This window comes from Plantibacter sp., assembly GCF_059073635.1.
Window position 1 is genome coordinate 47,554 of record NZ_JCACOF010000002.1, and the last position, 22,724, is coordinate 70,277.

Consider the following 22,724-nt stretch of genomic DNA (forward strand, 5'->3'; position numbering starts at 1 on the left):
TCGGTGGCCTCGTCTACCGTGGGGACCGGTCGACGTCGCATCCTGAGCAGACAGTCCTCGGGCCTCACCGGTGAGGCTTGAGCGAGACATCTTCGCGACGTCGGCCCACCCCGGCGTGGCGATCAGTGCGGCATGATGCCGTAGAGCACGTGGTCGTCGAGGTACTGCCAGACGGTCCCGGTCTCGCTGAACCCCGCGCTACGGAGCGTCTCGAGGTGGAAGCCGAGGGTGACCTTCGGCGGAGCCTGGTGGATCGACTCGCCCCAGACCTCGTCGCGTCGGCGGAGCGCGTCGGCGTAGCGCGGCGTGGCCGCAACCGCGTCCCACCAGTCGTCCCACGTGTCGGTGTCGCCCGAGAAGGTCTCCTGCTGCATCGCTTCGTCGTCGGCGCGGGCGATCCCGGCCAGGGTCGGTTCGTGGTGTCCGCCGTACAAGAGGTGATCGCCGTTCAGGACGATGCCGCCCGGCCGGATGAGTGCGGGCAGCGCCCGGTAGACCTCCACGAGCTCGGCGGGCTGCAACCAGTGCAGCGCGGTCGACGAGACCACGGCGTCGAATGGTCCGTCGCCGATCTGCGGATGCGTGATCCAGTCGCTCAGGGACAGGTCGACCTCGGCGATCGAGAGCCGCGGGTCAGCGGTCGCGAGGTCGGCGGCGATGGCGAGGAGCGCGGGGTCCTTGTCCGCGACGACCGCCTGACCGTTCGGGACGGTCGCGAGGACGTGCTCGGCGAGGGAGCCCGTCCCGCCCGCGAGATCGAGGATGCGGGGCGCGGGCGAATCCGCGCAGATCGCCGCGACGACGCGCGCGATCGTGTCGAACCGCTCGGCTCGATGCCTGATGTAGCCGGTCTGCTGCGCATCCCAGCGCGATGCGAGGCTCCGAGCGGTCGCGAGCGTCGTCGCGTCGCCGGCTGAAGTGGATTCGGTCATGAGGACTCCTTGGTGTCGGGGTGGAGGTGTCGTTCGGGTGGCAGTGAGAATTCGAACCGCACCCGGCCGGCCGCGTCTTCGAGCCGCTGGGTGCTCACGTCGTAGACCCGGTCGATGAGGCCGGGATGCAGGACGTCGCGGGGCGGGCCTGCCCCGGCGACGCGGCCGTGGTGGAGGAGGACGAGGTGGTCGCAGACCCGTGCCGCGAGGTCGAGGTCGTGCAACACGACCACCACGGTGGGCGCGATCGTGCGCAGGAGTGCCACGACCTCCAGCCGATGTCTGAGGTCGAGGTGGTTCGTGGGTTCGTCGAGCAGGGCGTGCGGTGCGCGCTGCGCAAGCGCCCTGGCGAGTGCGACCCGCTGGAGCTCGCCGCCGGACAGGGTGGCCAGGCGGTCGAACGCGCGAGGGGTCAGCCCGACCGTGTCGATCGCACCGGCCACCTGCTCATCGTGCGCGGTGCCGCCGGCGCGCAGCACCCCTCGCTCGGCGAGACCACCCAACGACACCTCGTCGACGACGCGCAGCCCCGGGTCAGGGTCGATGCGTTGGCCGACCTCGGCGACCGTTCGGGCGATCCACCGTCGGCGCCGCGTACGGATGTCCTGACCGTCGACGGTGATGCGTCCGCTCACGACCGGGACGGCCCGCACGAGCGCGCGCAGCAGTGTCGTCTTCCCGCCGCCGTTCGGCCCGACGATGCCGGTCACGCTGCCGGTCGGCGCGGTGAAGGAGACGGCGTCGAGCAGCGTTCGGCCGCCGGAGCGGACGGTCACCGCCGCGGCTTCGATCATCCCAGGCCGTCCAGGAGTCGGGCGAGCTCGCCGGGCCCCCGGACCGAAAGCACGCTCGGCGGATCCGTGTACGGGAAGCGGAGGGCCACGACTCGGTCTTCACGGACAGCACGCAGTCCGGAGACGCCCGGCGTGTTCAGGAAGGTGTCGATCGTGCCCTGCGGGTCGCCGCTCGAGTACAGCAGCACGATCGTGCCGGGATCGCGGGAGATGATGTCCTCCACGCTGGCATCGAAGACCCGCTGATCCGAGTCCGCGTACACGTTGGTGAGACCTGCGGCCGCGAAGACCGGGGTGACCATGCTCGGGCCGCCGTATGGTGACAGCACGGCGCCGCCGGACGAGACGTAGAGTGCCGCGGCCGTCCCCGCAGCGGGAGCAGATGACTGCACCGTCGCCTTCGCCGCGGCGATGGCTTGCTCCGCTTGGTCGCCAGCTCCGAGCAGACTTCCGAGTGACCGGACCTCGTTCCAGACCCGGTCGAAGGTCGCGGTCGTGCTGAGCTCCGGGTCCGGGTTCGAGCAGTACGCGGTGGGGGAGTAGACGGGGATTCCACTCGCCGCCAGGGCGTCGCGGTCCACGGCGTTCTCAGGGGCGATGACCAGATCAGGTGACGCGCCGAGGATGCTCTCCTGGGAGACGACCGAACCACCCGTCGCATTCTGCTCGGTGGTGAGCGGCGACAGGGCGTCGAGCGCGTCGTACGTGGCGTCCGCATACAGTCCGGGTTGCGGGGTCGCGGTGATGGCGACGATCCGGTCGACGGCTCTCAGCGCCTCCAGGTTGGGGAGCTCGTCGTCGTTCACGAGCACGATGCGTCGGGCGGGTGCGTCCAACGTGATCGTCGAACCGCAGTTCTCGATGGTGACCGGGAAGCCGGCGTCGCTCGGAGCGGGCGACGTCTCGGCGGCGGTGGTGGCCGTGCAGCCGCTCAGCAGGCCGAGCGCGAGCACGGGGACGGTCGCGGCGAGGAGCGCTCGCCGGAATCGGGGTGTGGTCATCGGTGTCTTCCGTTCTGATGGATGGGTGGGGAGCTCATGCCTCAGACCGGGCGCCTTGGCCCTGCCGGAGGAGCACGAGGAGGAACGGGGCGCCGAGGATCCCGGTGATCACGCCGACCGGGATCTCCTGCGGGGCGAACGCGGTTCGGGCGATGGTGTCGGCGACGACCAGGACGATGCCGCCGAGCAGGGCGGCGACCGGGATCACCGCCCGGTGGCGTCCGCCGACGAGTCTGCGCGCGAGATGCGGGATCACGAGACCGATGAAGCCGACCCCGCCGACGGCCGCGACCGTCACGCCGACCATCGCCGAGACGCCGACCATCAGTCCGATCCGAGCTCGCTCGGGATCGATCCCGACCGATCTGGCCGAGTCGTCGCCCGATGCGAGCGCGTCGGTCCACGGTGCGAGGACGATGAGGGCGCTGAGACCGATGGTCGCCGAGACGGCTGCGGCGAGGAGCGCGACCGGCTGCACCGACGCCAGCGACCCCAGGAGCCAGAACAGCACGGAGCGCGCCGCCTCCGGTGCGTCGCTGGAGAAGACGAGGAAGCTCGTGGTGGCGTTCAGTGCGTATCCGACAGCGAGCCCGGCGAGGACCAACCGCAGGGGCCCGCGGCGGTTCGCGACCCCGGCGAGCAGAACGACCAGCACCACCGCACCGATGGCCCCGGCCAGGGCGGCACCGGCGACCAGGAGTGCGCCGCCACCGCCGATGACGAGCACGACGAGGGCGACACCCGTCGAAGCGCCAGAGTTGAGCCCGAGCAGGTACGGGTCTGCGAGCGCATTGCGGACGAGGGCCTGCAGCATGACTCCGGCGACGGCGAGCACGGCGCCGGCGACGAGCCCCATGGCCACCCGCGGCGCTCTCGTGATCCAGACGATCTGATCGACCGAGTCCGGCCAGGGGCCGGGCGCGGCCCCGACGAGGTGCCGGGTGAGCACGCCGAGGACCGTCGCCGGGTCGATGGGGACTGGGCCGATCGCCACGGCGACCAGGATCGTCGCCACGGCGAGCAGGACCAGGCCGACGGTCATCGCCGCGTCATGCCGGCGGCCACGCCGGATGGACGCGACGACGACCTCGCTCAACCCTGACGCGCCTTGAAGCGCGGGTTGAGCTTGTTGATGACGAACACGCGACCGCGTCGACGCACCACTTGTGCGCCCGGCATCTTCTTGAGCGACTTCAACGAGTTCCGGACCTTCATGAACGCAGCCTCCGTATTGATAATGGTTATCAATACCATAGCGCGAGCAACGAACCGCTGTCACATCGGGCGGCCGCTCCGAGGTGTGCTCGCCCGGCAGTGGGCGTGGTGCGCGGAACGACGGTGCCGCGGCCACGACCGCGATCACGACGATGATCGCCGTCGACCACGGTGCTGGTCCGCATGAGGCGTGGGTGGGTGGTGCGGTGGGGTTCGGATCCCGTGCACCGCGGGTGGTCCCGGCGCTGGTATCTTACGGATGGCGCCGACACCATCGGGGTATGACTCCGGATGCGGTGACGAGTGACGAGGTATCGATGCGAACGGTCGGCGTACTGGACAGTGACGACCGCGCCCGCGCGTCTGCCGTGTCGTGGCTCGGCTCCAACGCACCTGATCTGCAGGTGACGATCGCGGCGTCGTCCTGGGGCGAGATGCTCACGGACGACCGCTTCCCGCCGAGCGCGGTCGTCTTGTGCCCGCGAGCCGGGGACCGCGTCGACATCGCGTACAAGGCGCGTGTCTGCCGCATCCTCGACATCGACGTGGTCGTGCTCTCCGACGCTCCGCAGCAGGAGATCCGGTCCGGGCACCGGAGCGTCGGCGCCACGTTCGTCTCGACCGTCGAAGCGGCGGCGGGAGTGCTCCGCGCAGGAAGCTGACCCGCGCCCGCAGGCGGGCTCAGTCCGCGGTGTCGGTGAGGAGCGAGGACACGGAGGCCGCGATGCGGTCGGCCCCCTCGTGGTCTTCGGCCGTGATGGTGACCACAGCGTCGCCGGCGAAGACGACGAGCTGCCCATAGGCACCGTGGAGTCGCCAGGCCGCGCCCGGACCGTCCCATCCGGCGAGCGCATACCGCTCGTACCCGGCGCCGGTTCCGGAGGGCACCCAGTCGGTGTGCATGGCGTCGATCCACTCCGGCGACAGGAGTTGTTCGCCCGCCCACCGGCCGCGGTCGCGGATGAGTCGTCCGATGCGCGCGAGTTCCGTGGTGCGGAGCTGCAGCCCTCCGCCGGATGCGATGAATCCGCGGGGGCACCGCTCCCAGGGCGCTTCGTGGATGCCGAGCGGTGCGAGGAGTCGCTGCTCGAGGTAGTCGCCGACGTCGCCGACCCGGGTCTCGAGCGCGCGCATCGCCGTGTAGGTGCTGGCGTTCGAGTACTGGAAGACGCGACCACGGGACGGCCTGCTCAGGAACTCGAGGGTCAGGTCCGGCCAGTCGGACAGCAGGGTCGGCGACCAGGGGAGGTCGACGCCGCTCGTCATGTTCAACAGGTGCCGGAGGGTGACGTCGGCGGTGCCGTCGCCGAAGTCGGCTTCAGGGAACACGGCGCCCAGCGTGGTGTCCATCGTGATGAGGCCGTCGTCGATGGCGAGGCCGGCGGCGAGCACACACACGCCCTTCGCCGCGGAGTGGATGTCCTCACGGACGTCCTCGGTCCAGCGATGCTCGGCCTCGTCGTCACCGGCGAGCACGTGCAGGCCGTGCGCGCCGAAGCCCTGCTCGGCGACCTGCTGGACGATGCGGTCGCGGAGGAGGGCTGCTCGGGTGGTGTCGGCTCGGATCGGGTCGGATCTGGTCACCGGTCCAGTCTGCCCGACGGTCGTCCCCGGCACCTACGCTGGAGACCTTGGTCCATTCGGGGAGGGATCGCATCATGCGTCGGACAATGCTCGGCCTCATCGGCATCGTCCTCGCCTGCGCGCTCGCAGGCTGTGGATCGTTGCAGATCAGGCCGGACTACGACACCACGAAGTCGGAGGCGCTCTCGCTCCGTGCCGAGTTCGAGGCGACGCTGCCTGCCGACAGCGCGTCGACGGGGGTCGAGGACGACGTCGACATCCAGTGCACCGGTGGCGCCGCGCAATTCAACGGGATCCTGACGGTCAGCGTCGCAGCGGACTTCGACCGTGCCGCCTGGTTGGACGATGCGGCCGCCATGTACGCCGGACGCGCGGGATGGAAGGTGGAGAAGAAGGTCGCCGCGGATGGATCGTCAGACGCCACTCGGGCCGTGGCGTTCACGTCTGACGACGGGTTCTACCTGCGTCTCGGGGAGTTCGCCGACGCGCCCGAGGTGGGCCCGGTCATCGTGTTGTCCGCCTCGGGGCCCTGCAGCGTCCGCTGATCACGTCCGAGCGCCGGTCGCACGCTGCGCTCGCCGGCGCAGGCCTTCGCCCGCCTTCCAGGACTCCCCGATCACCCGGGCGCTTCCGGGGCTCGTGTCCGACCTCGAGGCGGATCCGGCGTTGCGCGAGGTCTTCCGCCGCGACTACTTCGAGGCTCGCCGGGCGACCTCGCGAGCGGTGCTCGAGCACGCGGTCGAGCGTGGCGACATCCAGGGCGGCCTCGACATGGAACTCACGCTCGACCTCCTGGCGGCCCCGCTCTACTACCGTGCCTTCTTCGGGCACCAGCCGATCGACGACGGCCTGGCCGAACGGACCGTGCTGAGCGTCCTGAACGGCGTCGCGTCAGCCGACTGGCAGCGCCACCACCGAGCGCGGCCCGCCTGAGATCCTCCCGACCCCCGCGCTGAACGCGGTCAGCAGTCGCCGGCCCTCCGGCCAAGCGCCGAGTCCACTGGCGGAGTTCACGTGGCCCTGCCGCCCGATGCTGATCCGAGGCACGCCCCACATGGTGGCGAACCCGGCTGCGCGCGCCTCCGAACAGTACGGGTCGTCCTCGCTGGTCACGAGGAGTGCGGGTACGGATGGCCGGACATCGAGATCCTCGGCGAACGCTGCGGCGACCGTCGGGAACCGCGGCCCGTCTGGGATCGGGTGCAGCGACGAGGAACAGCCCGGCGACTCGTGCAGGGTTCGCCGCCGCCCAGCGGACGGCCAGCAGACACGAGAGGCTGTGGGCCACCAGGATCGCCGGTTCGTCCGCCACCGCCCGGTCGAGCGCAGCGGACCAGTCGTCGAGATCCGGCTCGTCCCAGGAAGCCGGTGCGAACCGTCGGATCGCAGGCGTCGCGCGCTCCCAGTGGGACTGCCAGTGGGCGTCGTCGGATCCACCGATCCCGGGCATGGTGATGATCGACATGGGATTCCTTCGTCGTGGCTGGGTGATCTGCCCTCAGCGTGCCAGTCGGACCCTCGGTGTCAGCAGCTGGAGCGTCATCATCCGTTGTTTACTAAGCAGATGACGGACGATGCTTCGCTTTCCTTCGATCGAACGGATCAGACGATCCTCGACGTGCTCCAGGTCGACGGGCGAACCACGATGACCGACCTCGCCCGGCTCGTGCACCTGTCCCAGCCGGCGGTGTCGGCGCGGGTCCGCAAGCTCGAGCTCGCCGGGTACATCACCGGCTACGGGGCGCGGGTGTCGCCGCAGAAGCTCGGGCTCACGACGCACGCCGTCGTCCGACTCCGGACGACCCACGCGCAGATCCAGGCGTCACTGACCCAGTTCGACGAGCTGCCGGAGATCCACCGGATCTACCGCGTGACCGGCGAGGACTGTTTCGTCCTCGACGTGCACGCCCCCTCGCCGGAACGCCTCGAGCAGATCATCGACGCCATCGGCCGGTTCGGTCCCGTCAGCACGGCCCTGGTGCTGCGCGAGTACCCGGCCCACCCCATCGCCAGCCGCTGAGTCTCGCTCAGCGATACGCACGTCGCATCGGGGTGGTCGAGTGCGCCCGGCGGCGACTACCGTTGACGGGTGTTCACCGTGATCAACCTCGCCGACGGCATCGACATGCGGCCCTTGGAACTCGGCGACGCGAGGGAACTCGCTGCGGCGTACTCGCGGAACCGCGACCATCTGGCCCCCTGGGAGCCGGCTCGATCCGACGAGTTCTTCACCGAGGCCGCGCAATCGGCTGACCTCGCCAGCAAGCTCGCGTCGAGTGCCGCCGGGAGCGGATACTCGCTCGGCCTGTTCGACGGCACGACCATCGTCGGCAGGTTCAACCTGTCGGGGATCGTCCGTGGCCCGTTCCAGAACGCCGGGTTGGGCTACTGGGTGGACGCGGAGTACGCGGGCAAGGGCCTCGCGACGGCCGCCGTGCAGGCGATCGTCCGGGTGGCGCGCGACGACCTCGGCCTGCACCGGGTCGAGGCGAGCACCCTGCTGCACAACCACGGTTCGCAACGGGTGCTCCGCAAAGCGGGGTTCGAGCACATCGGCATGGCTCCGTCGTACCTGCGGATCGCCGGGACCTGGCAGGACCACAACCTGTACCAGGTGATCCTGCACCGCTGAGTGTGCCAGCTCGCGCGCCGGGACATGAGTATCGGGGACTTCCGTCGGTCCTGTTCGCCCAGGCAGACTGGGGAGATGACAAACGCCCGTGTCGTCTCGGTCAGCAGCGACGATGAGCACCGTTTCTCCAAGCCGCGACGGGACGCGATCACGCTCGTCGCCGGGCTGGGTGTCGAGGGAGACGCGCATTTCGGTGCGACGGTGCAGCATCGATCCCGGGTGAGACGAGACCCCTCGCAGCCCAACCTCCGGCAGGTCCACCTCATCCACCGGGAGCTCTTCGCGGAGGTGGACGCCGACCTCACCCCGGGTGAGCTGGGCGAGAACATCACCACCGAGGGGCTGGACCTCCTCGACCTCCCCGCGGGTGCCGTGCTCCGGCTCGGGACGGACGCCGTCGTCGAGGTGACGGGGCTTCGGAACCCGTGTGTCCAGATCGACCGCTTCGAACCAGGCCTGCTCAAGCAGGTCGTCGGTACGGACGCCGAGGGGCGCACCGTCCGCAAGACGGGAGTCATGGGTGTGGTGCTCGTCGGTGGCGTCGTGCAGCCCGGTGACCCGATCACCGTGGAACTGCCGGACGGAGCCCGGGAACCGCTCGCGCCGGTGTAAAGCCAGGCCGCGGTAGCGTGATCACACCGGCACCGTGCTCGATCGGGGCTCCGGTCACGATGTTCACCAGTGCTGCGAGGATGCGCTTCGTGAAGCGGTATGCATCTGGTCGTGCGCGATCGTCACGCCTGGTGAGTCTGGCGCGAGATCGGTTCGTGCGCTCGTCTGCATACTTCCGTGGTGCGATCAGGCGGGTGTTGTCCAGTTCCATCATGCTGGTGCGTCGAGAGCTTTGCGTCGGCGATGTTCGAGCGCTTCGCCGACAACGGAGCACTCCTGATCGTCGTGAGCTACGCCGGCGAAGTCGGCAGTTCACAGTCGCAGCGGATCAGCGTGGAACAGCTCGTTGAACGCGGGCTACACGACTGCTCAGGCTCAAGTAGTCGAGGACGTTCGACCGAGGTCGCGATCTCCCGACGGACCGCGCGATCGTCGTACCGGCCGTGCCCAGGCGAGCCGTTGCCTGATCGCCAGCGCTGACATGGGACGAGCGCCGCGACCACGGCGCGACGTCGGGACTTGAACGCGTCACGGGGTGACCCGGGTGTACGTCGCTGAGTTAGATGACGATCGATCCTCAGTGCGATCGAGCGCGCCAACTCGCGGCGCGGTCGTCATCGGTGACGGCGTGACGTGTGAGGCCGTTCAGCTCGCGTGACGAACTCCGCGGCGTGTGTAGGAGTCGCCGAGTCGACCGCGGTCGCACCATGAACCGTCGTCGAGCGTGTCGACCATCATGAAGATCGCCGGTGCGGCCTGATGTGCGCTGTCCAGGGTACGCGGAGCGGCAGTCCAGATCGCCGACCAGGTCCCGCAACGGCACATACGGTCGCTTCTCATCCGTGCGACATGACGGCTCCTGTCTCTTCGGACTGGGCGGTCAAGGCGATGGTATCTGCGCCGGCGTCCTGAGGACGGATTCGTGGTTTCGTGATCTACCGGAGCGCCAGCCGCGTCTGCGTGTGGGTCGCGCCTCCGTCGTTCTTCATGCTGCGGAGGAGGCGGTCGAGGGCGGCGGTGCCGGCGACGCGGATGTGGACGAGGTAGTCGTAGGCGCCGGTGACGTGCACCGCGTCTCTGATCTCGGGGATCCGACGGGTCCACTCCAGGAACTCCTCCGACTTGCGCGCGGGGTCGAGTCGGACGTCGATGAACGCCTCCAGGCCGTCCTCGGCGACCGGGGCATCGGAGCCGAGGATCGCGCGGTACCCGGTGATGACGCCACTGCGCTCCAGGCGACGCACACGAGCCGCCGTCGCATTCGTGCTCAACCCGATCTGACGGCCGAGCTCACTGAACGAAATGCGCTCGCGTTCGGTCCGCAGAACGTCGATGATTGCACTGTCGAGGTCGTCCATGCGACACAGTATGCCGTCTCACTGCCAGAACACACTGTCGTCGACCGGTGTGCTGCACCAGAGTCGTCGGCATGGATCTCCTCGTCGCCCTCCTCGCCGGGTCCGTCGCCGGCCTCGCCCTGGCCGCGCCGCTCGGGGCGATCGGGATGCTGCTCCTCCAGGAGGGCATCACGCGCGGGCTGCGCCGTGGACTGCCTGCCGCCGCCGCCGTGGCGACGGTGGACGTGTCGTACTGCACGGCCGCCGTCGCTGCCGGTGCGCTCGCCGCGTCCCATCGTGAGCGGCTGGTCTCCCTGGCCGCAGCTCCTCGGCGGTGTCGCCGTCGTCGCGCTCGGAGCGCACGGTCTCCTGCAGGGCCTCCGTGCGAAGCCGTCAGCCGGGGAACGGCCCGCAGAGCCGCTCGGGCACCTCGCGTCAGCGCTACCTGCTCTTCCTCGGCCTGACGGCGATCAACCCGGCCACCCTGGTGTACTTCGCGGCGATCCTGACCGGGCTGGCCGAGTTCACGGAATCAGGGTCGACGGCGGTCGCCTTCATCGTGGGTGTCGGGCTCGCATCCTTCGGCTGGCAGGCGCTGCTGGTCGCGCTCGGAGCCGGACTCCGGCGGAGGACGGGCGCGTCCTTTCGGAGGTGGACGGCCATCGTCGGCAACGGCCTGGTCGTCGCATTCGGCGTCGCCCTCATCGTTCAGACGGTGTGATCTTCGCCCTGTGAGCGCCGGCTCGTCCGTCGATCAGCGCCTCGCCGGCACGTCCCCGCAGGGGTTCCGGGACGTCGGCGCGACGATCTGACCGCTCGAGGTCGTGCGGTGACGGCGGGCCGATTCGCTTCCCGATTCCCGTGAATCGAATAACGTATGTTGCGTTGCTTTGATGGGGTCATCGCAGTGATGCGTTCGGATTGAAGGGGGATGTCGGGTGACGGAATCGCATGGGGGTACGCCGGCCGGTTGGTATGCGGACCCGTGGAACCCGACCGGGCAGCGGTACTGGAACGGCTCGGAGTGGACCCCGCAGGTGCGCGGCGGCGCCCAGCAGCAGCCGCAGCCGTCATCGCAGCCACGACCCGTGCAGCAGTCACCAGCCCCACAGCAGCCACAGCAGCCACACCAGCCGAAGCGTCCTGGCAAACGGCGGGGCCGCACGATCGGCATCGTCACCGGGAGCGTCGCGATCGCGGCCGCGCTCGCCGTCGTGGCGGCGTTCGTCGTGGTCCCTGCCGTGACCGGCGGCAACGAGGGCCGCATCACCACCGACCAGTCCGCACTCTACGACTTCACGGCCCCACAGGCGGGCCTCGAACGCGACCACGAGTTCGAGATCGACGTCGACTACGACGTGAAGGCAGAGAACAAGAAGCGGGCGGACGCCGACGACCTCGACCGCGGCGGCAACGCACCCCCGTGGGCGTTCCAGGTCTTCTACGACGCGGCTCTGACGAAGCAGGCCGAGTACTCGGTGTACCAGTCCGACTCCGGTGGCGGCGTCACGATCTCCGGAACCGAACTCGGGAAGACGTTCGGGAAGACCGAGGCGGACATCCTCGACGAAGCCGGAGCGTCCCGCGGCCGCTGGGGCCTGCACGACGAGTACTTCCTCGTAAGTCGGCTCGAGAAGGACGGCACCGAGCGGGACAAGCCGCTCGTGACCAAGTTCACCGTCGAGTCGGAGTACGCGGCACCCGAGGTGACCTTCGGGGCGGCCGACGACAGCGGCGGTGTCACGCTGTCCTGGGAGTCGGTGGAAGGCGCCGACACCTACCTGATCGTGCACCACGAGGTCACCAAGCGGGGTGACGGCGTCTTCAAGCTGGTGGCCGAGGTCGACGGGACCGAGTGGTCCTCCGCTGGCGACACCGAGAGCTTCGAGGCGAAGGAAGCCCCCTTCGTCAGTCGTCAGAACATCGGGCTGCAGGCCTACAACTACCGTTCGCAGACCGAGGACGACGTGACCGGCGGCGAGGAGCAGGACGCCGGCGAGGAGGAGATCGCCGCCGAGACGATCGGGTTCGACCTCGGCGTGATCGCCACCGACGGAACAGCCTTCTCCCCGTACAAGCCGTACGACTTCACCCGCTCCGCCGGATTCCTCCCGCTCGAGGTCGCGTCGAACTCCACGCGGGCGCTGAAGAACTGGGGTGCCAGCGGCTACATCGAGGGCATCGAGAACGTGCAGAAGGTGCTGCCGTTCGTCTCCGTCGACGGGCGCACCCGCTCGACCGTCGCGTACCTCGATGACAGCGCCGTGCTCGACTACGGCGATCGATGGGTCGTCCCGCTCCGTGGGCGCAACACGCAGCTGGGGGAGTGGATCCCGATCACGAAGCGGTCGACCCCCGACCCGGTCGCAGCCATCGCCCAGTTCAACGCCGCAGCGCAGGAGGCTGCCCCGCCGACCGGCATGCCGCGGTTCGACGCCTTCGTGGCACCCGAGAACACCGACGCCGAACCGGTGTCCGAGGTGCCACCCACCGACTACCCGGTCTACGGCAGCACCGAGTTCACCCGGTTCCTCGCCGGGCACCTGATCGCCCAGACGAAGTCGATCGACATCTCCGAGTTCGTCGACACTCCGGGAGCGCCCGACCCGTACGACGCCGTGTACGAGGCGCGGGCCCAGAACCCCTACGTCTTCAACGTCAGCTACGTCGGACTCCGCGACGGGGGAGACACCCTGCTCGTGACGTATTCGCTGCCGAACGACGAGGTGGCGGCGCTGCAGGCGCAACTCAAGCAACGCGTCGACGAGGTCGTGGCGGCAGTGGCACCCGAGGGGCTGAGCGATCGGGAGAAGGTCACCGCGCTCAACGAGTGGCTCGTCTCGAACGCCGAGTACGACGACGCCGCCTTCGCGACCCTGCAGGGCGACGCGTTCGACGGGGTCCCGGTCGGCTACGAGTACGCCTGGAACGCCACCGGGACGCTGCTGCAGGGGCTCGGTGTGTGTGCGAGCTACTCCTACGCCTTCAATGCGCTCGCGAACGCCGCGGGTGTGCAGACGGTGGTCGTGACCGGCGACGTCCTCTCCGGTGGGCCGCACGCGTGGAACAAGGTGTTCGTGGACGGGCAGTGGCTCGCCGTCGACAGCACCTGGAACGATGGCGGCGACCCCTCGGCGTACCTCATGATCCCCGACTCGGGCTTCACCGACACCGCGCAGCGGGTCGAGGACACGTACTGGATGATCGACTCGTCGATCCCCGCATACGCGACGCCCTGATCGGCGAGCATCCTCGTCCTCGAGGACGGGCTTCGATCGAGCACGCCCGCCGCTTCGACGCGGACGGCCTGCTCGGCCGGCGGTCTACAACAGCGCGGGCCGTTCCTGGTCGCGAACCTCGAACCGCACGCTGCCACCGTCGATCAGGGCGTCGAGTTCCTTCTTCTCCATGCGAGGGCAGGCGACAGGGTCGAGGAAGACCCTGGCGCCGCGGTCTTCGACGACCTCGTCGCCGATCTCGGGCTCGGTGGCGAGATCGACCGCGAAGTGCGACGCACGCTCCGCTTCGGATCGGATGCGAAGACCGCCGGTGCGTGGGTCGTCGGTTCGGGTTGCGAGCGTCCGGATGACCGTGACGGCGTTCTGGGTCAACGTGAGCATGGTGTTCCTTCCGGTGATGAGTCTGCTTTCCCTTTCAGCTTGAGGTGATGTGTGCATGAGTGCAACAGTTGCCGTGTACCGATACTGAATGGAGATGTCCGTGGACGACCTGAATCTGCTGGAGGCCGCCCAGCGACCGCTCCAGAACGAGCTACTCCAGACCGCTCGACGATTGCTCGACGCTCGGACGTCCGATGATGATCGTGCGGCCGCGATCAGTCACCTTCGCGACGAGTCCGAGGACGCCTGGGAGCGATGCAACGCGTTCTTGCTGGCGTACGCGGTCAGTCGATGCTGCGAGCCTGCCGAAGCCGTCGATGACCGGGCCGTCCGATCCGGCCTGCATGACCGGTTCGCAGACGAGTTCATCGATGCGGTCGCCTCGGGACTGCCGGCGCTCGCCCTCGAGTGCTGGACCCATCCGCCGATGCTGATACCGCCGTTGCCGCCGATGGCGAAGCAGACCGCGATGCTCGTGGCGGTGCTGGATGAGGCGATTCGGCGCCAGGCCGGCCAGGCGGGTCCGCAGCCCCTCGTCGATGCGTTCCCCGACGGGGTCTGGATCGAACTCTCCGACGATCCCGCGCACGTCGGCGCCAACACGGAGCCGTAGCGGGCAGGAAGCGCCCTCGCGGCATCCCGATCGGTCAGAGGCCGAGGTCGAGCAGTTCCGTCGCGGCAGGTTCGCCGGCGGCGAGCGAGAAACGGTTGAGCGCGTCCACGAGTGCGTGCTGGTCGGACATCGGCATCCGCTCGAGGATCCGTGCGATCTCCTGTCGTCGGCGTTCCGTCACCTCCGACACGATCGCCGCCCCGGAGTCCGTGATCTCCACGAGGACCTCCCGCCGGCTGTCGGAGCTCGGGACGCGACGAACCCAGTCCTTCGAGGTCATCCGGTCGATCACCCGGGAGAAGGTGGAGCGATTCATGTGCAGCTGCGCGGCGAGCCGCCCGATGCGCAGTCGTTCCTGCGTCGAGAGGATCACGAGCACGCGGAACTGCGGCAGGCTGATCTCCTGCAGGACCCCGGTCAGGGAGCGGGCCACCACGCCGAGGAGCGCCCGCGAGGCGACGAGTGTCGCTTCCACCGCGGCCGTGTCCTCGACCTCTGCCACCTGACCGACCTCCACCCGCGTCCGATACGCGACGTCCTCGTTCGTCATCGTACAAGTGCCCACGCCCGGCGGGCGCGGCGACTTCGCCCGACGACGGGGTGTGTGCGTGCGTGCTCAGGACTGCAGTCGGCGGTGCAGTGCGTCGAGCACTGCGACATCGGCGTCTGGTCGAGGTGAGCGGTGGCCACCACGCCGAGGAGCGCCCGCGAGGCGACTTCTGCAGTCGCATCTGGACTTCGAGGATGCCGGCGCCATCGCGCGAGAGCGGACGGAACGCATCCATCACGAGGTCCTCGAGGGTGACGCTGCGGACCTAGACCAGCGGGTAGTCGACGTCGCACGTCGCGCGTCGCGATGAGGGTCGCCGTGAAGACCCGTTGCAGGGCTCCGATGATCGTCGATCGCCGTGCCCGGGTCGTTCGTCGCCGGCGAGAGGGCCCGGCTGCCGATCTCGGCCAAGGCGATCACGCCGAGACGCGGGTCCTGCTCGTAGGTGCGATGGGCCGCGATCCGGAAGGCCCGCCGGATCGACGCCTGCAGCTACGTCTCCGCCTCGCCCTCGACGATCGCGAGCGGTGTCGTCGACGTCGACGACCCGGCCAGCCCGTCGCGACCACCTGGCATGGAGACGGCGACTCCGCAAGGCGCTGAGCGACGTCGTGGCAGCGGACTCGACGTGGTCGATGATGTCGGACATGCGGCCGAAGGTGGAGAGATGGGCGATCCAGCGCAGGAGGTCACGACGATGATCGTGATCATCACCAGTGTTCCGAAGAACAGGATCGTACGTCCCTGGTCGCCGTAGTAGCCCGTCGACAACGCGATGATGCCGACGAGGGAGAAGGTGAAGCCGCCGACGAACGTCGACAGCGCGTTCTGCGAGGTGGTGTCCTCGACCATGAGCTGCGTCGCTCGCGGCGTCGCGATCGTGGTCGCCGACGAGTAGACGGTCACCATCGCGGTGATCGAGAACGTCGTGACCGCGAGCATCGAGCTCGCGATGATCTGCAGGATCGATCCGACGGAGTCCTGACCGAGGTCGATCACCAGCCGGAACGGGAGGAGGCCCCCGATGAAGCCGGCCGCGAGAGCGAAGGCGACGGCCATCAAGGTGAACACGGCGGCCCTGGCCCACACCTTCTTACCGAGCAGGAAGAGGAACCTCGAGAGACCTGTCTTCATGATGTCCTTGCGGTCGACGGCGGAACACCATCCTGCCGGACGATGCAGTCGCACCGTCACTGTCACCGCCGCACGTCGCGGAGCGTAGCGTCAACCGGGCCCACGCAGCGAGTGGGTCGGGTGACGGACGGATCGTGCGCGCCAGGCGTCGCCTGCGCCATACTCTCGGGATGGACATCCTGAACGAAGTGATCCTGGCCGGTGGCGATCTGTTGTGGACCTGGGCGGTGCTGCCCGTCCTCGGGCTCCTCGGTCTGTACTTCACCGTTCGCTCGGGCGTGGTGCAGTTCCGGCTCATCCCCGAGATGTTCCGCACCCTCACGAACAAGACGCCGCTCGGTGACGACGGCAAACCGCAGTCGGTCTCGGCCTTCCAAGCGTTCACGATCTCGGCCGCGTCGCGGGTCGGCGTCGGCAACATCGCGGGTGTCGGGACGGCGATCGCGATCGGCGGCCCCGGAGCGGTGTTCTGGATGTGGACGATGGCGTTCATCGGAGGCGCGTCGAGCTTCGTCGAGTCCACCCTCGGCCAGCTGTTCAAGGTGCGGGACAAGGACGGGTTCCGCGGCGGTCCTGCCTACTACATGCAGCACGGCCTGAAGGCGCGTTGGATGGGGATCATCTTCGCCGTCATCCTCATCGTCTGCTTCCCCTTCGCGTTCAGCTCGCTGCAGGCCAACACGATCAGCGCGACCGTGTCGTCGAGCTTCGGCGGCGAGATCGGCTGGATCCCCTGGGTGATCGGGATCCTGCTCGCTGCCCTCACCGCGCTCGTGGTGTTCGGTGGAATCCGCCGCATCGCGAGCGTGACCCAGGCGGTGGTGCCCGCCATGGCACTCGGCTACCTGCTGCTCGGCCTCGTCATCGTCGGGATGAACATCGACCAGCTGCCGGTCGTGTTCGCGTCCATCTACACGCAGGCGTTCGGGTTCAACGAAGTGGTCGGCGCAGCGCTGGGCACCATCATCATGACGGGCGTGAAGCGGGGCATGTTCTCGAACGAGGCCGGTCTCGGTTCAGCGCCCAACGCCGGTGCGAGCGCGGCCGTGACGCACCCGGTGAAGCAGGGCCTCGTCCAGACCCTCGGCGTCTACTTCGACACCTTCCTCGTGTGTTCGATCACGGCGTTCATCATCCTCGTGTCCTCACCGGACCTCGCCGGGGCGACCCGCGGCATCGGACTCACCCAGAACGCCATCGTCGGCAACCTCGGCGAGTGGTCGAACGTCCTCCTGAGCATCATCATCTTCCTCCTGGCGTTCAGCTCCATCCTCGGGAACTACTACTACGGCGAGTCGAACATCGAATTCATCTCGTCGAGCCGTCGTGTGCTCACCGGGTACCGGGTGCTCGTCGTCGCCGTGATCTTCCTCGGTTCGATCGCTTCGGCCGACGTCATCTGGAACACCGCCGACGGCATCATGGGACTCATGGCTCTCGTGAACCTCGTCGCCATCGGATTGCTGTCGGGCATCGTGTTCAAGCTGTTGAAGGACTACTCCGCGCAGCGGCGCGCCGGCCTCGATCCGGTCTTCACCCGTGACCGGTTGCCCGAAGTCAGCGGGATCGAATGCTGGCAGGACGCGCTCAGCGTGACCGGCCCCCTGCCCGTGCAGGAGGCCCGCACCGTTCGCTGACGCGGGATCAGGCTCGAGCGTCTACACTCGACAGCGGTGCGCCGGGAAGTCTGGTCGGCGGGCGGTGAACACACCGCTCTCGTCTCCGACCGAACCCGGTCGGCCGTCCGAGGAGCACCATGCCAGCCGTCGACGCCCCGCCCGAGCCTGCCTCCCGTCCCGCCCTGAACGTGGTTGGAGGGCCACACCCGGTCGTCGACGTGCTCGAGCGATGTCTCGGTGACGCGGACATCCCGGTCACCCACGCCATCGCGGACGGTACGTGGCACGTGGTGATCGTCGAGGTCCCGCCGGGAGCGCGGCGTCACGGTGCCGAGCAGTGCTCCGAACTGGCGGGCCTCCTGCGGGAACTCGTCGCCGTGCAGACGGGCGCGGTCGAGGTCGTGGTGCTGGTGGATGCGGGTGAGCATGCCGACGACCGCCGGTTGGCCGGGAAGTTCCAGACGGTGCTGACCAGGATGACCGCGGAGGCGCAGATCCTCTTCGGGGTCGCCAGCACGATCAACGGCATCGACGTGTCGGGTGAGGTCGACGTGCCGCTCCTCTGCCGCCGACTGATCGAGTACTTCGATCAGTCGGAGACCCTCGTCACCGGCGAGCTCCTGGTCGCTGAGGACCTCCGACAGCACTCGATCGGCACGTTGCTCTCCAACCGCTTCGCCTGACCCGGGCCGGGCGGCCGTCGAGTCGCCCGGGCCCGTTTCGGCGCGCCGTGGGTTCGTCGACCGTGCCGGCGTCGCGGAACGTGCCGCGCCCGTCGAACTCGGTGATGCCGTTCTTCTTCATCAGGAAGTGGACGAGGTCGGGCGTCGGGATGTCTGCGAGCGCGCCTTGACAAAATAACTGAGTGAACTCATGATTGAGTTTACTCGGGCTAAGCCGGGAAAACGACCCGGAAGGAGCCCCACCCATGAGAGCGTTCACCATCTCGAGCTACGCGTCCCCACTGCACGAGACCGAGGTGCCCGAGCCCGTCGTCGGTGCCGGCGACGTCCTCGTGCAGGTGCGGGCCGCCGGCCTCAATCAACTCGACGAGAAGATCCGTCTCGGCGAGTTCAAGCAGATCCTGCCGTACCGGTTGCCGATCATCCTCGGCCATGACGTCGCCGGCACCGTCATCCGCGTCGGTGCGCAGGTCCGCGGCTTCAAGCCCGGCGACGAGGTCTACGCGCGTCCTCGTGATCACCGGATCGGCGCCTTCGCCGAGCGCATCGCCGTCGCAGAGGCGGATGTCGCGCTCAAGCCGGCGTCGATCAGCATGGTGGAGGCGGGATCCCTGCCGCTCGTCGCGCTGACCGCCTGGCAGGCCCTCGTCGAGCTCGGCGACGTGCAGCCCGGTCAGCGGGTCCTCATTCACGCCGGTGCGGGCGGGGTCGGGTCGATCGCAATCCAACTCGCCAAGCAGCTCGGTGCGGAGGTCGCGACGACGGCCAGTGCCTCCAACGCGGACTTCGTGCGCGAACTCGGCGCGGACACCGTGATCGACTACCGCACCGAGGATTTCGAGGCGCTGCTCCAGGGGTATGACTTCGTGCTCGACAGCCTCGGCGGCGAGAACCTCCAGAAGTCGCTCCGCATCCTCAAGCGCGGCGGAATGGCCGTCGGCATCGCCGGACCGCCGACCCCGGACTTCGCCCGCTCCGCCGGCCTCAACGCGGTGCTCCGTCTCGCGATCTCCGCACTCAGCGGCAAGATCCGCAGGCAGGCCAAGCGGCTCGGCGTGAGCTACCGGTTCCTGCTCATGCGGGCGAGTGGTGACCAGCTGCGCGAGATCACCGCCCTCATCGACAGCGGGGCGATCCGTCCCGTCGTCGGACGGGTGTTCCCCTTCGACGACACGGTGGAGGCCCTCGGCTCACTCACTGGCGGCGGCATCCGCGGCAAAGCCGTCATCGTGGCGTAGCCCGCGGACGAAAGCGCGCAAAACGCTCCCGAACGCGATGTTCGGGAGCGTTTCGAGCGCTTTCGGAGCGTCAGCTACGCACTGCGGCGAGCTGCGGGTAGACCGCCTCGAGTGGGGCGCTGAGCCCGGCCTTGAGCTGCACCGAGGTGTCGTCAGCGAGGACTTCGTACTCGCCGGCCTCCGTCGCGTCGAGTACCTTCGTCACGAGGACGGCGGGGTCGAGCTTCGGGTCGGTCGCACCGGCGGCCATTGCCGTGTCCACGTAGCCGACATGCACGCCGACGACGTGCACGCCCGCGGGGGCGAGCTCGAGGCGCAGCGAGTTGGTCGCCGACCAGAGCGCGGCCTTCGTGGCGCTGTAGATGCCCGCGACGGCGTACCAGCTGAGGGCGGAGTGGATGTCGATGATCGCGGATCCGGTGTTGGCGGCGAGGATCGGTGCGAACGCGCGAGCGAGGAAGAGCGGGCCGAGGAAGTTGGTCTCCACGTTGGTGCGGATCTCCTCGTCGGTGTGCGACAGGATGCCGGGCGTCGACGCGTTCGTGCCGGCGTTGTTGATGAGGATCGTGACGTCGGGGGCCGCGGCGACGACGGCGGCGATCGAAGCGGGGTCGGTGACGTCGAGCGCGAGTGGGACGACACGCTCGTCGTCCCAGGTGCGCGGGTTCCGAGCCGTGGCGTAGACCTTGCTGGCGCCGCGTTCGAGGGCGTCGCGGACGAAGTTGGTCCCGATGCCGCCGTTCGCGCCGGTGACGAGGACGACTGCTCCGTTGAGTGAGGGCATGTGGCTGACCGTTCTGTTCGAGTGAGTGGTTCCGAAGTGGTCGTGGAACAATGAGCGACATCCAGCGATGCCGCGATCCAGTGACTATGCTCACAACTGAGCGCAATCATCTTCTATTCCCGAAGGACACCCATGACCGTCGAATCCCGGCCGCTCGGTCGCCGCGAGCGCAACAAGCTCGACAAACTCGAACGCATCACTGCCGCCGCCGGCGAGCTGTTCGCCGAGCACGGGGTCGACGACGTGACGACGCAGCAGATCGCCGACCGGGCCGACATCGGCACCGGCACGCTCTTCCTCTACGCGAAGACGAAGGGTGAGCTCCTGCTGCTCGTGCAGAACTCCACCTATGCGGATGCACTCGTCCGCGGGGTGGCCGACGCCGACGCCGCAGCCGACCCGCTCGATGCGGTCATGGCGATCATCCGTCCGGTCGTGGAATGCAATCGGAAGCAGGTCGACAACGGCCGCACCTACCTCCGGGAGATCGTCTTCGGCGATCCCGAGGAGCCGTATCACCGCGCCGCGCTCGCCCTCACCATGCAGACCGAGGAAGCGATCGCCGCGGTGTTGCAACGAGACGACCTCATGACCGCCGAGCGCGCCGCGACGACGGCGCACATCGTGTCCGCGATCATGTTCGTCAGCATGGCGGCGACGATCAACGCCGAGAACACCATCGACGAGATCGTCGCCGAGATCGAAGCACAGGTGCGGGCGATCCTGCCGAGCTGACGATCGACCGTCACGCAGCTCGGTGTCCGGTCCCCCTGACGTGAACAACGGGTGAATCCGCCCGCTCACCCGTTGTCGATCCAGCGATCGAGGAGCAAGCTCGTCGCCGTGGACCCCATCATCCTGCTCTCGCTCGTCGTGATCACGGCACTCGCCTTCGACTTCACCAACGGCTTCCACGACACCGCGAACGCGATGGCGACCTCCATCGCCACCGGTGCGCTGTCGCCGAAGGTCGCGGTCACCCTCTCGGCGGTGCTGAACCTCGTGGGCGCGTTCCTCAGCATCGAAGTCGCGCTCACCGTCACGAACGCGGTCGTGAAGATCCAGGATTCGTCGGGAGCTCCCGATCCGGCGCTCCTCGAGGGAGGCGGCTCGGCGCTCCTGCTGATCGTGCTCGCCGGGCTCATCGGTGGCATCATCTGGAACCTGCTCACCTGGCTGCTCGGTCTGCCGTCGAGCTCGTCGCACGCGCTCTTCGGCGGTCTCATCGGCTCGACGCTCGCGGGCCTCGGCCTGAACGGCGTGAACTGGGCCGGTGACGGCTCGAAGCTCGACGGCGTCGTCGGCAAGGTCATCCTCCCGGCGCTCATGTCGCCGGTGCTCGCCGGCGCGGTGGCGGCGATCGGCACCTGGCTCGTCTTCCGCGTCATCGGCAACCTCGCCCAGGGGCGTCTCCACCGCGGCTTCCGGATCGGGCAGATCGGCAGCGCGTCGCTCGTCTCGCTCGCCCACGGCACGAACGACGCACAGAAGACGATGGGCGTCATCACCCTCGCGCTCATCGCGGCCGGCGGCTGGGACGACACCGAGTCGGTCCCGCTCTGGGTGAAGCTCGCCTGTGCCCTCGCGATCTCGCTCGGCACGTACATCGGCGGGTGGCGGATCATCCGCACCGTCGGCAAGGGCATCGTGGAGTTGAACACACCGCAGGGCATGGCCGCCGAGAGCTCCTCCGCCGCCGTCATCCTCGCCTCGAGCCACCTCGGCTTCGCCCTCAGCACCACGCACGTCGCGACCGGATCGATCCTCGGCTCCGGGGTCGGACGGCCGGGTGCGCAGGTGCGCTGGCGGGTGGCCCTGCGGATGGTCGTCGCCTGGATCATCACCCTCCCGGCCGCCGCGCTCATGGGCGCGGTGATGTGGTGGGTCGGTCACCTCGCGGGCGGGGCGATCGGCGGAATCCTCATGGTCGCGATCCTCGTGGGTGTCGCGCTCGCCATCTACCTGCGGTCGCGCCGCGACAGCATCGGATCCCACAACGTGAACGACGACTGGCAGGACGCCCCCGCCCGCTCGTCGCAGAAGACCGCAGCGTAAGGACGTCGGACATGTTCATGCTCTTCCTCGAAGCCGCCGCCCAGGTGGCCGTCATCGCGCTCGTGCTCGGCGCCGGGCTTCCCGCGCTCTTCGCGCTGGGTGTCCGCTCGTTCGCGGTCGCCGGAGGCGCCGGGTCCGACGACCGGAGCGGGTCGGCCGCGCCGACGATCCCGTCGGCGCTCCTCCGGGCCATCGGCGTGCTGTGCTTCGCCGTCGTCGTCGCCGCAGTGCTGGTCGGACTCACGATCATCGTGGCCACCGGTCTGGGGCAGGAGGTCAGCTTCGACCACGTGTTCCCGACCTTCACGCCGAAGGACTGAG

28 protein-coding genes and 1 pseudogene are annotated in these 22,724 nt (G+C 68.7%); 15 read left to right on the forward strand and 14 right to left on the reverse strand.

Annotated elements, in window-relative coordinates; translation table 11 throughout:
- Nucleotides 1–122: 122 nt before the first annotated feature.
- The 5 genes from AC5JOC_RS02850 to ykgO are packed head-to-tail and all read right to left on the reverse strand — an operon-like array spanning nt 123 to nt 3,942.
- Complete coding sequence (locus AC5JOC_RS02850; protein ID WP_079704733.1) at nt 123–932, reverse strand: class I SAM-dependent methyltransferase; 810 nt, start codon at nt 930–932, stop codon at nt 123–125.
- Nucleotides 929–1,726: an ABC transporter ATP-binding protein gene (locus tag AC5JOC_RS02855; protein WP_079704734.1), complete on the reverse strand. Its 798-nt coding sequence runs from the start codon at nt 1,724–1,726 to the stop codon at nt 929–931. The genes AC5JOC_RS02850 and AC5JOC_RS02855 overlap by 4 nt, the downstream gene beginning before the upstream one ends.
- A complete protein-coding gene (locus tag AC5JOC_RS02860) occupies nt 1,723–2,727 on the reverse strand; it encodes an ABC transporter substrate-binding protein (protein WP_494245249.1) in 1,005 nt (334 codons plus the stop codon). Before AC5JOC_RS02860 ends, AC5JOC_RS02855 begins: the two co-directional genes overlap by 4 nt.
- 34 nt (nt 2,728–2,761) lie before the next feature.
- Nucleotides 2,762–3,823, reverse strand: a complete 1,062-nt coding sequence (locus tag AC5JOC_RS02865) for a FecCD family ABC transporter permease (protein ID WP_244650723.1) — start codon at nt 3,821–3,823, stop codon at nt 2,762–2,764.
- Entirely contained in the window at nt 3,820–3,942 is a 123-nt protein-coding gene (ykgO, locus tag AC5JOC_RS02870) for a type B 50S ribosomal protein L36 (RefSeq protein ID WP_064295097.1), read from the reverse strand. Before ykgO ends, AC5JOC_RS02865 begins: the two co-directional genes overlap by 4 nt.
- 317 nt (nt 3,943–4,259) lie before the next feature.
- Here ykgO and AC5JOC_RS02875 point away from each other — a divergent pair, with 317 nt between their 5' ends.
- The gene (locus tag AC5JOC_RS02875) at nt 4,260–4,604 is read left to right on the forward strand and encodes a hypothetical protein (protein WP_202939193.1); all 345 of its coding nucleotides are present in this window, start codon (nt 4,260–4,262) and stop codon (nt 4,602–4,604) included.
- A gap of 19 nt (nt 4,605–4,623) precedes the next feature.
- On the opposite strand, the gene AC5JOC_RS02880 is transcribed toward AC5JOC_RS02875, so the two are convergent.
- Complete coding sequence (locus tag AC5JOC_RS02880) at nt 4,624–5,526, reverse strand: serine hydrolase domain-containing protein (RefSeq protein ID WP_494245251.1); 903 nt, start codon at nt 5,524–5,526, stop codon at nt 4,624–4,626.
- A gap of 74 nt (nt 5,527–5,600) precedes the next feature.
- Between AC5JOC_RS02880 and AC5JOC_RS02885 the strand changes: the two genes are divergently transcribed.
- A complete protein-coding gene (locus AC5JOC_RS02885) occupies nt 5,601–6,071 on the forward strand; it encodes a hypothetical protein (RefSeq protein WP_159877177.1) in 471 nt (156 codons plus the stop codon).
- Complete coding sequence (locus AC5JOC_RS02890; protein ID WP_494245287.1) at nt 5,971–6,459, forward strand: TetR-like C-terminal domain-containing protein; 489 nt, start codon at nt 5,971–5,973, stop codon at nt 6,457–6,459. The genes AC5JOC_RS02885 and AC5JOC_RS02890 overlap by 101 nt, the downstream gene beginning before the upstream one ends.
- Here the strand turns inward: AC5JOC_RS02890 and AC5JOC_RS02895 are convergent.
- Nucleotides 6,418–6,639, reverse strand: coding sequence for an alpha/beta hydrolase (locus AC5JOC_RS02895; protein WP_494245253.1), 222 nt, complete (start codon nt 6,637–6,639; stop codon nt 6,418–6,420). The genes AC5JOC_RS02890 and AC5JOC_RS02895 overlap by 42 nt on opposite strands.
- 124 nt (nt 6,640–6,763) lie before the next feature.
- Nucleotides 6,764–6,991: pseudogene (locus AC5JOC_RS02900) on the reverse strand (RBBP9/YdeN family alpha/beta hydrolase); the annotation flags it as partial.
- A gap of 99 nt (nt 6,992–7,090) precedes the next feature.
- On the opposite strand from AC5JOC_RS02900, the gene AC5JOC_RS02905 reads away from it, so the two are divergent.
- From AC5JOC_RS02905 to AC5JOC_RS02915, 3 genes are all read left to right on the forward strand, one after another.
- On the forward strand, nt 7,091–7,546 hold the full coding sequence (locus tag AC5JOC_RS02905) for an Lrp/AsnC family transcriptional regulator (RefSeq protein WP_192019422.1): 456 nt from the start codon (nt 7,091–7,093) through the stop codon (nt 7,544–7,546).
- A gap of 105 nt (nt 7,547–7,651) precedes the next feature.
- Nucleotides 7,652–8,158 (forward strand): GNAT family N-acetyltransferase, encoded by a 507-nt coding sequence (locus tag AC5JOC_RS02910; RefSeq protein WP_494245289.1) that lies wholly within the window; start codon nt 7,652–7,654, stop codon nt 8,156–8,158.
- 75 nt (nt 8,159–8,233) lie between these two features.
- Nucleotides 8,234–8,770, forward strand: a complete 537-nt coding sequence (locus tag AC5JOC_RS02915) for an MOSC domain-containing protein (RefSeq protein ID WP_085512137.1) — start codon at nt 8,234–8,236, stop codon at nt 8,768–8,770.
- A 935-nt stretch (nt 8,771–9,705) separates the two neighbouring features.
- On the opposite strand, the gene AC5JOC_RS02920 is transcribed toward AC5JOC_RS02915, so the two are convergent.
- Nucleotides 9,706–10,128 carry an Lrp/AsnC family transcriptional regulator gene (locus tag AC5JOC_RS02920; RefSeq protein WP_494245256.1) on the reverse strand — a complete coding sequence of 141 codons (423 nt, stop codon included), beginning with the start codon at nt 10,126–10,128 and terminating at the stop codon, nt 9,706–9,708.
- A gap of 361 nt (nt 10,129–10,489) precedes the next feature.
- Here AC5JOC_RS02920 and AC5JOC_RS02925 point away from each other — a divergent pair, with 361 nt between their 5' ends.
- Together AC5JOC_RS02925 and AC5JOC_RS02930 are read left to right on the forward strand one after the other, a co-directional pair.
- Entirely contained in the window at nt 10,490–10,828 is a 339-nt protein-coding gene (locus tag AC5JOC_RS02925) for a hypothetical protein (protein WP_494245257.1), read from the forward strand.
- Nucleotides 10,829–11,045: 217 nt separating this feature from the next.
- Complete coding sequence (locus tag AC5JOC_RS02930) at nt 11,046–13,346, forward strand: transglutaminase domain-containing protein (protein WP_494245259.1); 2,301 nt, start codon at nt 11,046–11,048, stop codon at nt 13,344–13,346.
- Between the two features lie 84 nt (nt 13,347–13,430).
- Here the strand turns inward: AC5JOC_RS02930 and AC5JOC_RS02935 are convergent, their stop codons facing one another.
- Nucleotides 13,431–13,727 carry an iron-sulfur cluster assembly accessory protein gene (locus AC5JOC_RS02935; RefSeq protein ID WP_079704745.1) on the reverse strand — a complete coding sequence of 99 codons (297 nt, stop codon included), beginning with the start codon at nt 13,725–13,727 and terminating at the stop codon, nt 13,431–13,433.
- Between the two features lie 100 nt (nt 13,728–13,827).
- Here AC5JOC_RS02935 and AC5JOC_RS02940 point away from each other — a divergent pair, with 100 nt between their 5' ends.
- Entirely contained in the window at nt 13,828–14,340 is a 513-nt protein-coding gene (locus AC5JOC_RS02940; RefSeq protein ID WP_494245261.1) for a hypothetical protein, read from the forward strand.
- A gap of 34 nt (nt 14,341–14,374) precedes the next feature.
- On the opposite strand, the gene AC5JOC_RS02945 is transcribed toward AC5JOC_RS02940, so the two are convergent.
- The 3 genes from AC5JOC_RS02945 to AC5JOC_RS02955 all read right to left on the reverse strand — a co-directional run bounded on the left by AC5JOC_RS02945 (nt 14,375) and on the right by AC5JOC_RS02955 (nt 16,024).
- Entirely contained in the window at nt 14,375–14,890 is a 516-nt protein-coding gene (locus AC5JOC_RS02945) for a MarR family winged helix-turn-helix transcriptional regulator (protein ID WP_494245263.1), read from the reverse strand.
- Nucleotides 14,891–15,124: 234 nt separating this feature from the next.
- Complete coding sequence (locus tag AC5JOC_RS02950) at nt 15,125–15,382, reverse strand: DUF2254 family protein (RefSeq protein ID WP_494245290.1); 258 nt, start codon at nt 15,380–15,382, stop codon at nt 15,125–15,127.
- Nucleotides 15,383–16,024, reverse strand: coding sequence for a DUF2254 family protein (locus AC5JOC_RS02955; protein WP_494245264.1), 642 nt, complete (start codon nt 16,022–16,024; stop codon nt 15,383–15,385).
- Nucleotides 16,025–16,194: 170 nt separating this feature from the next.
- On the opposite strand from AC5JOC_RS02955, the gene AC5JOC_RS02960 reads away from it, so the two are divergent.
- The 3 genes from AC5JOC_RS02960 (at nt 16,195) to AC5JOC_RS02970 (ending at nt 19,564) form a co-directional block, all read left to right on the forward strand.
- Nucleotides 16,195–17,661 (forward strand): alanine/glycine:cation symporter family protein, encoded by a 1,467-nt coding sequence (locus AC5JOC_RS02960; protein WP_079704748.1) that lies wholly within the window; start codon nt 16,195–16,197, stop codon nt 17,659–17,661.
- 119 nt (nt 17,662–17,780) lie between these two features.
- Nucleotides 17,781–18,326, forward strand: a complete 546-nt coding sequence (locus AC5JOC_RS02965; RefSeq protein WP_229939803.1) for a hypothetical protein — start codon at nt 17,781–17,783, stop codon at nt 18,324–18,326.
- A gap of 245 nt (nt 18,327–18,571) precedes the next feature.
- Nucleotides 18,572–19,564, forward strand: coding sequence for an NADP-dependent oxidoreductase (locus AC5JOC_RS02970; protein WP_494245267.1), 993 nt, complete (start codon nt 18,572–18,574; stop codon nt 19,562–19,564).
- 70 nt (nt 19,565–19,634) lie between these two features.
- Here the strand turns inward: AC5JOC_RS02970 and AC5JOC_RS02975 are convergent, their stop codons facing one another.
- Complete coding sequence (locus AC5JOC_RS02975) at nt 19,635–20,348, reverse strand: SDR family oxidoreductase (protein ID WP_494245269.1); 714 nt, start codon at nt 20,346–20,348, stop codon at nt 19,635–19,637.
- Nucleotides 20,349–20,480: 132 nt separating this feature from the next.
- On the opposite strand from AC5JOC_RS02975, the gene AC5JOC_RS02980 reads away from it, so the two are divergent.
- The 3 genes from AC5JOC_RS02980 (at nt 20,481) to AC5JOC_RS02990 (ending at nt 22,723) form a co-directional block, all read left to right on the forward strand.
- Complete coding sequence (locus AC5JOC_RS02980) at nt 20,481–21,083, forward strand: TetR/AcrR family transcriptional regulator (protein ID WP_494245271.1); 603 nt, start codon at nt 20,481–20,483, stop codon at nt 21,081–21,083.
- Between the two features lie 108 nt (nt 21,084–21,191).
- Nucleotides 21,192–22,403 carry an inorganic phosphate transporter gene (locus tag AC5JOC_RS02985; protein ID WP_494245272.1) on the forward strand — a complete coding sequence of 404 codons (1,212 nt, stop codon included), beginning with the start codon at nt 21,192–21,194 and terminating at the stop codon, nt 22,401–22,403.
- 11 nt (nt 22,404–22,414) lie between these two features.
- Nucleotides 22,415–22,723: a hypothetical protein gene (locus AC5JOC_RS02990; protein WP_494245274.1), complete on the forward strand. Its 309-nt coding sequence runs from the start codon at nt 22,415–22,417 to the stop codon at nt 22,721–22,723.
- Nucleotide 22,724 lies beyond the last annotated feature (1 nt).